General features: G+C 72.7%; 10 protein-coding genes and 1 pseudogene. All 11 read left to right on the top strand.

Translation table 11 applies throughout. From position 1 onward, the window contains the following. Positions 1 to 640, top strand: a 640-nt coding sequence (locus VK640_15595; protein ID HTE74599.1) for a PilN domain-containing protein, incomplete at its 5' end; no start/stop codon positions are given. Positions 641 to 686: 46 nt separating this feature from the next. After that, a complete protein-coding gene (gene pilO / locus VK640_15600) occupies positions 687 to 1,373 on the top strand; it encodes a type 4a pilus biogenesis protein PilO (protein ID HTE74600.1) in 687 nt (228 codons plus the stop codon). Between the two features lie 18 nt (positions 1,374 to 1,391). Beyond that, positions 1,392 to 2,063: a hypothetical protein gene (locus VK640_15605; GenBank protein HTE74601.1), complete on the top strand. Its 672-nt coding sequence runs from the start codon at positions 1,392 to 1,394 to the stop codon at positions 2,061 to 2,063. Positions 2,064 to 2,159: 96 nt separating this feature from the next. Beyond that, on the top strand, positions 2,160 to 3,353 hold the full coding sequence (gene aroC / locus VK640_15610; GenBank protein HTE74602.1) for a chorismate synthase: 1,194 nt from the start codon (positions 2,160 to 2,162) through the stop codon (positions 3,351 to 3,353). A gap of 7 nt (positions 3,354 to 3,360) precedes the next feature. Beyond that, positions 3,361 to 3,879 (top strand): shikimate kinase, encoded by a 519-nt coding sequence (locus VK640_15615; protein ID HTE74603.1) that lies wholly within the window; start codon positions 3,361 to 3,363, stop codon positions 3,877 to 3,879. After that, positions 3,876 to 4,952, top strand: coding sequence for a 3-dehydroquinate synthase (gene aroB, locus VK640_15620; GenBank protein HTE74604.1), 1,077 nt, complete (start codon positions 3,876 to 3,878; stop codon positions 4,950 to 4,952). Before VK640_15615 ends, aroB begins: the two co-directional genes overlap by 4 nt. Continuing rightward, positions 4,949 to 5,398, top strand: coding sequence for a type II 3-dehydroquinate dehydratase (aroQ, locus tag VK640_15625; GenBank protein HTE74605.1), 450 nt, complete (start codon positions 4,949 to 4,951; stop codon positions 5,396 to 5,398). Before aroB ends, aroQ begins: the two co-directional genes overlap by 4 nt. Then, complete coding sequence (locus tag VK640_15630; protein HTE74606.1) at positions 5,395 to 5,895, top strand: GNAT family N-acetyltransferase; 501 nt, start codon at positions 5,395 to 5,397, stop codon at positions 5,893 to 5,895. The genes aroQ and VK640_15630 overlap by 4 nt, the downstream gene beginning before the upstream one ends. Positions 5,896 to 5,904: 9 nt before the next feature. Further along, positions 5,905 to 6,984: an aminopeptidase P family protein gene (locus tag VK640_15635; GenBank protein HTE74607.1), complete on the top strand. Its 1,080-nt coding sequence runs from the start codon at positions 5,905 to 5,907 to the stop codon at positions 6,982 to 6,984. Between the two features lie 23 nt (positions 6,985 to 7,007). Beyond that, on the top strand, positions 7,008 to 7,574 hold the full coding sequence (gene efp / locus VK640_15640; GenBank protein HTE74608.1) for an elongation factor P: 567 nt from the start codon (positions 7,008 to 7,010) through the stop codon (positions 7,572 to 7,574). Next, positions 7,574 to 7,981: pseudogene (gene nusB, locus VK640_15645) on the top strand (transcription antitermination factor NusB). The gene efp and the pseudogene nusB overlap by 1 nt, the downstream one beginning before the upstream one ends. Positions 7,982 to 8,181 lie beyond the last annotated feature (200 nt).

Below are 8,181 nucleotides of genomic sequence, written 5' to 3' on the forward strand. Positions count from 1 at the left end.
GGTCAACCTCTTGCCGCCGGAGGTCGAGCAGCATCGCCGCGCCCGCAAGGTGCAGGTCGGGCTGGGCGCCGGCGTCGTCGCCGCACTCGGCGTGGTGGGTGCGATGACGCTGCTCGCCGCCGGACAGGTCTCTGACGCGCAGGACGACGTCGCGGCCGCTAATGCCAGGCACGCGACGCTGGAGGCCAAGGCCGCTGAGTACGCGGAAGTCCCCGTGGTCTACGCCCAGGTGGAAGCCGCCAGGACGCAGCTGTCGGAGGCGATGGGGCAGGAGATCCGCTGGTCCTACTTCCTGAACGACCTGAGCCTGACGACGCCGAGCAAGGTCTGGCTGACCAAGATGACCGTCGAACAGAACGTCGACGGGGCAGCGACCGCCGCCGTGGCGCCAGTCGCCTCGACAGGTCAGTACCTGGACGCGGGCATCGGGACAGTGACCTTCGAAGGGAAGGGCTCACGCCACAACGACGTCGCTGCGTGGCTCGACTCGCTGGCCAAGGCCAAGGGTCTGACGCAGCCCTACTTCACCAGGTCTGAGGTGGAGCTGATCGGCACGGAGAAGTCGGTGACGTTCGAGAGCCAGGCCACGGTCACGGAGAAGGCTCTCTCGGGTCGCTACACGCAGAAGGCGGGCAGCTGACATGACGGTTACTCGGAAGTGGACGCTTCTCGCGGCGGTTCTCGTCGTGGCAATCGTCGCGGCCGGTTGGTTCCTCCTGGTCTCTCCGAAGCGATCGGAGGCCGCCGCCCTCCGGGCGGATGCAGCCAGCCGGGAGGACGCGAACGCCCGTCTCGAGCAGCAGATCCAGGTCCTCCAGGCTCAGCAGCTGGAGCTGCCCAAGCAGCGCGCTGAGCTCGCCACCATGCGCAAGCAGATCCCGGACAACCCTGCGCTTCCCAGCCTCGTCCGCGACTTGACGAAGGCAGGGCGCGACACAGGTGCCACGATCGACTCCCTCGCGCCGAGCGTGCCCGAAGCGGCACTCGATCCCCAGGCGGTGACGGCGCCGGTCACCACCGGGACCGAGTCGTCGGCGAGCGACACGACCGGGTCGACGGACACGAGCGAGACCCCTGCAACCACCACGACGCCGGTTCCGCCGCCGGTGACCCTCTACCGCGTGCCCCTGACGGTGCAGGTGAGCGGGAGCTACTTCGAGCTCGAGCAGTTCGTCAACCGGCTCGAGGGCCTCCGCCGATCCTTCCTCGTCACCGGCTTCACGATCGGCGAGGTCGAGGGCGCCGAAGCGGTGGCCGGGGACCTCACTCTCGAGCTGAAAGGTCGGGTCTTCCTGTCGCCTCCCGCGTCAGCCACCCAAGACACGACAGCGACCACACCCACAGCCACCGGCACCACGCAGGCCGGTCAGTAGAGAGTCGGAGTCACGGACATGAGCGATTCGAGCTTCCCCTTCCAGGGAGAGACGATGACCCAGGCCCCTCAGCCGGACGTCTCACCGACCGGCAGCGGCAACCGCACCAAGCTGCTCCTCCTCGGCGCGGTCGCAGGTCTCCTCGTCCTTGCAGTCGCCGCCTACTTCCTGGTGTTCGCCGGAAGCGAGGAAGCGGATGTGGCGAAGCCGGGGAAGCCGGTCGTCGCAGCACCCGACACGGAGGATGACACGCCGGCGTCGGACACGCCGGGCACCAAGAAGCAGAAGAAGCGGATCTCGGCCAAGTCGTTCGGTCGGGACCCCTTCGAGCCGCTCATCGTGGAAGCGGTCGCCGTGGACACGAGTGGGTCGACGGGCGGTTCGACCAGCGTGACCGCGGACACCACGACTGGTACCACCACTGGCACAACCTCGGACGCCAGCACGACGCAGACCGAGGCCACCACACCCAGCGAGTCGACGTCGCACCGGTTCAAGGTGGTCGACGTGGCGCCGGACAACAGCCGGATCAGCGTCAAGGTGGACGGCAACTTCCACCGAAACCTCAAGGCGGGCGAGGTCTTCGCCACCTACTTCAAGGTCCGATTCATCGGCGGCGCCGTGAACGACTTCCAGTACGGCGAGGAGACGTTCAAGGTAGTCGGCGACAAGGCGGTCAGCATCGGCTGACGCCACACGGTTCGCCGGAGCACTCGACGGAGGCGCGCTGCCCGCACTGCGGGCGGCGCGCCTTCCCACGTGCGGGAGCGTGCGAGGATTCCCGGCATGCTGCGCTGGCTGACCGCGGGGGAGTCGCACGGGCCTGCCCTGGTCGCGACCCTCGAGGGGCTGCCGGCCGGCGTGCGGCTGACCACCGGCGACGTCGTCGCCGCTCTCGCGAGGCGTCGGCTGGGTCACGGGCGGGGCGCGCGGATGTCCTTCGAGCAGGACCAGGTCGCCTTCCTTGGCGGGGTCCGGCACGGGGTCACCCAGGGCGGTCCGGTAGCCATCACGGTCGCCAACACGGAGTGGCCGAAGTGGGAGCGGGTGATGAGCCCCGACCCGGTGGACGCGGAGGAGCTGGCCGGCGTGGCGCGCAACGCCCCGCTCACCCGGCCCCGGCCCGGCCACGCGGATCTCGCCGGCATGCAGAAGTACGGCTTCGACGACGCCCGGCCGGTGCTCGAGCGGGCCAGCGCACGCGAGACCGCCGCGCGGGTCGCGCTCGGCGCCGTCGCCGCCGCTCTCCTGGAGCAGACCACCGGTGCACGGCTGGTGTCCCACGTCGTCGCCATCGGCGGGGCAAGCGCCCCGGACGGGAGCTGGCCGACGCCGGACCAGGTCGACCGGCTGGACGCCGACCCGGTGCGTTGCCTCGACCCGGACGCGAGCGCGGCGATGGTCGCCGAGATCGACGAGGCGCACCGCGCGGGTGACACGCTCGGCGGTGTCGTCGAGGTGCTCGTCCACGGCCTGCCGCCGGGGCTCGGCAGCTACGCGCACTGGGACCGCCGGCTCGACTCGCGGCTGGCCGCCGCGTTGATGGGCGTGCAGGCCATCAAGGGGGTCGCGGTGGGCGACGGATTCGAGTCCGCGCGCCGCCGTGGCTCGCAGGCCCACGACGAGATCGAGCGTACGTCCGATGGTGCCCTTCGCCGGCGCACCGCCCGCGCCGGTGGCATCGAGGGCGGCATGACCACCGGCGACCCGGTGCGGGTCCGGGCCGCGATGAAGCCCATCTCGACCGTGCCGCGGGCGCTGGACACCGTCGACGTCTCGACCGGCGACGCCGCCCAGGCGATCAGCCAGCGCAGCGACGTGTGCGCGGTGCCGGCCGCCGGTGTGGTCGCGGAGGCCATGGTGGCGCTGGTCGTCGCCGACGCCGTGCTCGAGAAGTTCGGCGGCGACTCGGTCGACGAGACCCGGCGCAACGTCACCGGCTACCTGGACCACCTGCCCGAGACGATGCAGGTGCGGTGACCGGGTGATGGCACCGCACGCCGTCATCGTCGGCCCGCCGGGATCCGGCAAGTCGACCGTCGCCCGGCTGGTGGCCGAGGCGCTCGGACTGCCCGCCCGCGACACCGACGACGACGTCGAGGCCGTCGCCGGGGCCCCCGTCAGCGACGTGTTCGTGGAGCAGGGCGAGGACGGCTTCCGGGCCCTCGAGAGGTCGGCGGTCGCCACCGCTCTCGCCGAGCACGACGGGATCCTCGCGCTCGGCGGTGGTGCTGTGCTCGACCCCGGGACCCGTGAGCTGCTCCGCGGCCGGACCGTGGTCTTCCTCGACGTGGGCATCAAGGACGCGGCGTCGCGGATCGGCCTCAACCGCGACCGGCCGCTGCTGCTCGGCAACCCGCGGGCCCAGTGGCTGCGCCTGATGGAGGCGCGGCGTCCCGTCTACGAGGAGGTCGCCACCGTGCGGGTCGACACCGACGGCCGGACCGCCCAGGAGGTCGCGGCCGCGGTGCTGCAGGCCCTCGACCAGGCCGAGCGGGCCCGGTGACCGGCCCCGCCCGGGTGCGGGTGGTGGGGGAGCGGCCGTACGACGTCGTGCTCGGCCGTGGTCTGACCGGCGAGCTGGCGGGCCTGGTCGGCACCCGGGCTCAGCGCGCGCTGCTCGTCCACCCGCCCGCCCTCGCCGAGCTGGTGCCGGCGATCGAGCGCGAGCTGCTCGGCGCCGGGCTCGAGGTGACCCGGGCCGTCGTGCCCGACGGCGAGGCCGCGAAGACCTCGGAGGTGACCGCCGACCTGTGGGCGCTGCTCGGCCGACGCGGCTTCACCCGCACCGACGTCGTGGTCGGCGTCGGCGGGGGAGCGACCACCGACCTGACCGGCTTCGTCGCCGCCACCTGGCTGCGCGGCGTCGCGGCCGTCCTGGTGCCGACCACGCTGCTGGGCATGGTCGACGCCGCCGTCGGCGGCAAGACAGCCATAGACACCGCCGAGGGCAAGAACCTGGTAGGCGCCTTCCACCCGCCGGCCGGTGTGCTGTGCGACCTCGACACGCTGCGCACCCTGCCCAGGGCGGAGCTGGTGAGCGGGATGGCCGAGGTCGTCAAGACCGGCTTCGTCGGCGACCCGCAGGTCCTCGAGCTTGTCGAGGCCGACCCCGTCTCGGCGCTGGACCCGGACGGCGAGGTGCTGCCCGAGCTGGTGGAGCGCTCCGTGCGCTTCAAGGCCGGTGTCGTCGCGGGCGACCTGCGCGAGTCCGGTGACCGCGAGGTGCTCAACTACGGCCACACGCTGGGCCACGCGGTCGAGAAGGTCGAGCAGTTCCGGTGGCGGCACGGCGAGGCGGTGTCGGTCGGGCTGGTCTACGCGGCAGAGCTCGCCGCAGCCGTGGGCCGACTGACGGCCGACGTTGTCGCGCGGCACCGGGCAGTGCTCTCCGCGGTCGGGCTGCCGACGACGTACGACGGACCGTGGCCGGAGCTGATCGCCGCGATGCGCATCGACAAGAAGGCGCGCGGTTCGGTGCTGCGCTTCGTGGTGCTCGACGGCGTCGGGCGACCGGGCCGGCTCGAGGGTCCCGACGACGAGCTGCTCGCCGCGACGTACGAGAGGATCAGACGGTGACCGCACCGACCACTGCGCAGCCCGTCCTGGTCCTCAACGGGCCCAACCTCGGGCGCCTCGGGTCCCGCGAGCCGGAGGTCTACGGCACCGCGACCTTCGGGGACCTCGCCGCGGCCTGCCGCGAGGCGGCCGCGGAGCTCGGGCTCGAGGCCGACGTGCGCCAGACCGACGACGAGAGCGAGCTGGTCGGCTGGCTGCACGAGGCGGCCGACAGCGGAGCTGCAGTGGTGCTCAACCCGGCGGCCTTCACGCACTACTCGTACGCCCTGCGCGACGCCTGCGCGACGGTGACCGGCCCCCTCGTCGAGGTGCACCTCAGCAACCCCGCCGCCCGCGAGCAGTTCCGGCACACGTCGGTCGTCGCGGGAGTGGCGACCGGGTCGGTGACCGGCTTCGGGGTCGACTCCTACCGTCTGGCCCTCCGCGCGGTCGCCGGCCTGCTGTGACCGTGCGGGTGCGGCCGGCTGCGCCGGCAGACCACGAGGCCGCCATCGCCGTCTGGGCTGCCTCCGACACCGCACGGCGCGGGGCGCCGTCGCCGCCCGAGGTGCCGCAGATGCTGCGCGAGCGGTTCGCCCTCGGCGACGTGTGGGTGCTCGTGGCCGACGACGACGGAGTGGTCGTCGGTGTGGCGCAGGGAGCACCTGCCCGCGAGGACGGCGGCACCGGGCCGGTGCTGCCCGGGCGGTGCCACCTGTCGATGGTGTTCGTCGCGCCGGACCGCTGGGGCGAGGGCATCGGCTCGGTCCTGGTCGACGCGGCGGTGGCTCTTGCGGCCGGCCTGGGCTACGACACCGTGCAGCTCTACACGCACGAGGACAACGACCGCGCGCAGCGGCTCTACGCTGGCAAGGGGTTCCTGCGCGACGGCGACGTGCGCGCCGATGCGTGGGGCGACCCGGTCGGTCGATGGGCCAGAAGGCTGGCCGACCCACCGCTCTAAGGTGGCGGCGTGCCCGCCACCCACGTCGTACGACGCCGGCGGCTGAGCGACGCCGTGCGGGCGACCGGGGCGGAGGCTGCGCTGGTGACTTGCCTGGTCAACGTGCGCTACCTGACCGGCTTCACCGGCTCCAACGCGGCGCTGCTGGTGACGGCAGACGGCGCGCTGCTCGCCACGGACGGCCGCTACACGACGCAGGCGAGCGGCGAGGCACCCGACCTCGAGCAGCTCGTGGACCGGGAGTGCGCCCGCGCGCTGGTCGCCCGGGCCGCCGCCGACCGGGTGGGCCCGCTGGCCTTCGAGGCGCACGACGTGACGGTGGAGCTGCACGCCGAGCTGGCCGGACTGCCCGGGGCACCCGACATGCGCCCGCTCGGCCATGCGGTCGAGGGGCTGCGGACGGTCAAGGACGAGGACGAGCTCGCGCTGCTCCGTGAGGCGTGCGCGATCAGCGACCGGGCCCTGGCCGAGACCCTGGGCAGCGTGGCGCCCGGGCAGACCGAGCGCGAGGTGGCGCGGGCGCTGGACGCCGCGATGGTCGAGCTCGGCGCAGACGGCCCGGCGTTCGACACGATCGTGGCGAGCGGGCCCAACAGCGCGGTCCCGCACCACCGGCCGACCGAGCGGGAGATCGTCCGCGGTGACCTGCTGAAGATCGACTTCGGTGCGCTGTACGGCGGCTACCACGCCGACTGCACGCGGACCGTGGTGGTGGGCCGTGAGCCTGAGGCGTGGCAGCGGGAGATCTACGACGTCGTGCGTGCCGCCCAGCGAGCCGGCCGGCACGCGCTGGCCGTCGGCGCCGACGTCCGCGACGTCGACGCGACCGCGCGGCGGGTGGTCGCGGACGCCGGCTACGGCGAGGCCTTCCCGCACGGCCTCGGCCACGGGGTGGGGCTGGAGATCCACGAGGCTCCGCTGCTGGGCTACGCGGCGACGGGTAGACTCGCTGCCCGCACGCCGGTCACCGTCGAGCCCGGGGTCTACCTCCCGGGGCGCGGAGGGGTCCGCATCGAGGACACCCTGGTCGTGGGTGACGGCGAGCCAGAGCTGCTGACGACCACCCCCAAGGACCTGCTGGTCCTCTGAGACCTGCGTGAAGGACTGACACCGTGGCGACGACGAACGACCTCAAGAACGGCCTCGTGCTCAACCTCGACGGCCAGCTGTGGTCGGTGGTGGAGTTCCAGCACGTCAAGCCCGGCAAGGGCGGGGCCTTCGTTCGTACGAAGCTCAAGAACGTGCTCTCGGGCAAGGTCGTCGACAAGACCTTCAACGCCGGCACCAAGGTCGAGACGGCGACCGTGGACAAGCGCGACATGCAGTACCTCTACAAGGAGGGGTCGGACTTCGTATTCATGGACACCCAGTCCTACGACCAGATCCACGTGACGGCCGACACGGTGGGCGAGGGCGCGAAGTTCATGCTCGAGAACCAGGACACCGTCGTCGCGATCCACGAGGGCACCCCGCTCTACGTCGAGCTGCCGGCCTCGGTGGAGCTGGCGATCTCCTACACCGAGCCCGGCATGCAGGGCGACCGGTCCACCGGCGGCACCAAGCCGGCGACGCTGGAGACCGGCGCCGAGATCGCGGTGCCGCTGTTCATCGTGACCGGCGAAAGAGTCAAGGTGGACACCCGCGACGGGTCCTACCTCGGGCGCGTGACGGGCTCCTGATGTCGGCCCGCAGCAAGGCTCGCAAGAGGGCGCTCGACGTCCTCTTCGAGGCCGAGCAGCGGTCCGCCCCGGTGCTGGAGACCCTCGCCGGCCGGCTCCGCGCGGCCGACCCCCCGGTGTCGGAGTACGCCGTCGAGCTGGTCGAGGGCGTGGTGGCCCACCAGGAGCGCATCGACGAGCTGCTGGGCACCTACTCCCGCGACTGGCCGCTGGACCGGATGCCCGCGGTGGACCGCGCCCTGCTCCGGCTGGCCACGTTCGAGCTGCTGTGGCGCGACGACGTGCCCGACGCCGTCGTCATCGACGAGGCGGTCACCCTGGCCCGGTCGCTGTCGACCGACGAGTCGCCGGCCTTCGTCAACGGGCTGCTGGGCCGGCTGCTCGACCTGAAGCCGGAGCTCACCGCCGAGCCCGAGTCGCCCGAGCCGCCCGAGCCGCCCGAGCCGACCGGGCCGACCGGGCCCACCGGGCCGACCGGGCCGACCGGGCCGACCGGGCCCACCGAGGAGCTGATGTCGGAGTCCGTGCCGCCGGCCGGGACCCCCGGACCGCGGTGATTGCACCCGATTCGCGCCGAGTTCGCCGCGGTCCGGGTGCATCGATCACG

The organism is Actinomycetes bacterium, from assembly GCA_035489715.1.
Lineage (GTDB): Bacteria > Actinomycetota > Actinomycetes > JACCUZ01 > JACCUZ01 > DATHAP01.

Bases quoted from the DNA above. Each gene is read 5' to 3' on its own strand.
- VK640_15605 (HTE74601.1), top strand. From the start codon at position 1,392: ATGAGCGATTCGAGCTTCCCCTTCCAGGGAGAGACGATGACCCAGGCC.
- aroC (HTE74602.1), top strand. From the start codon at position 2,160: ATGCTGCGCTGGCTGACCGCGGGGGAGTCGCACGGGCCTGCCCTGGTC.
- VK640_15615 (HTE74603.1), top strand. From the start codon at position 3,361: ATGGCACCGCACGCCGTCATCGTCGGCCCGCCGGGATCCGGCAAGTCG.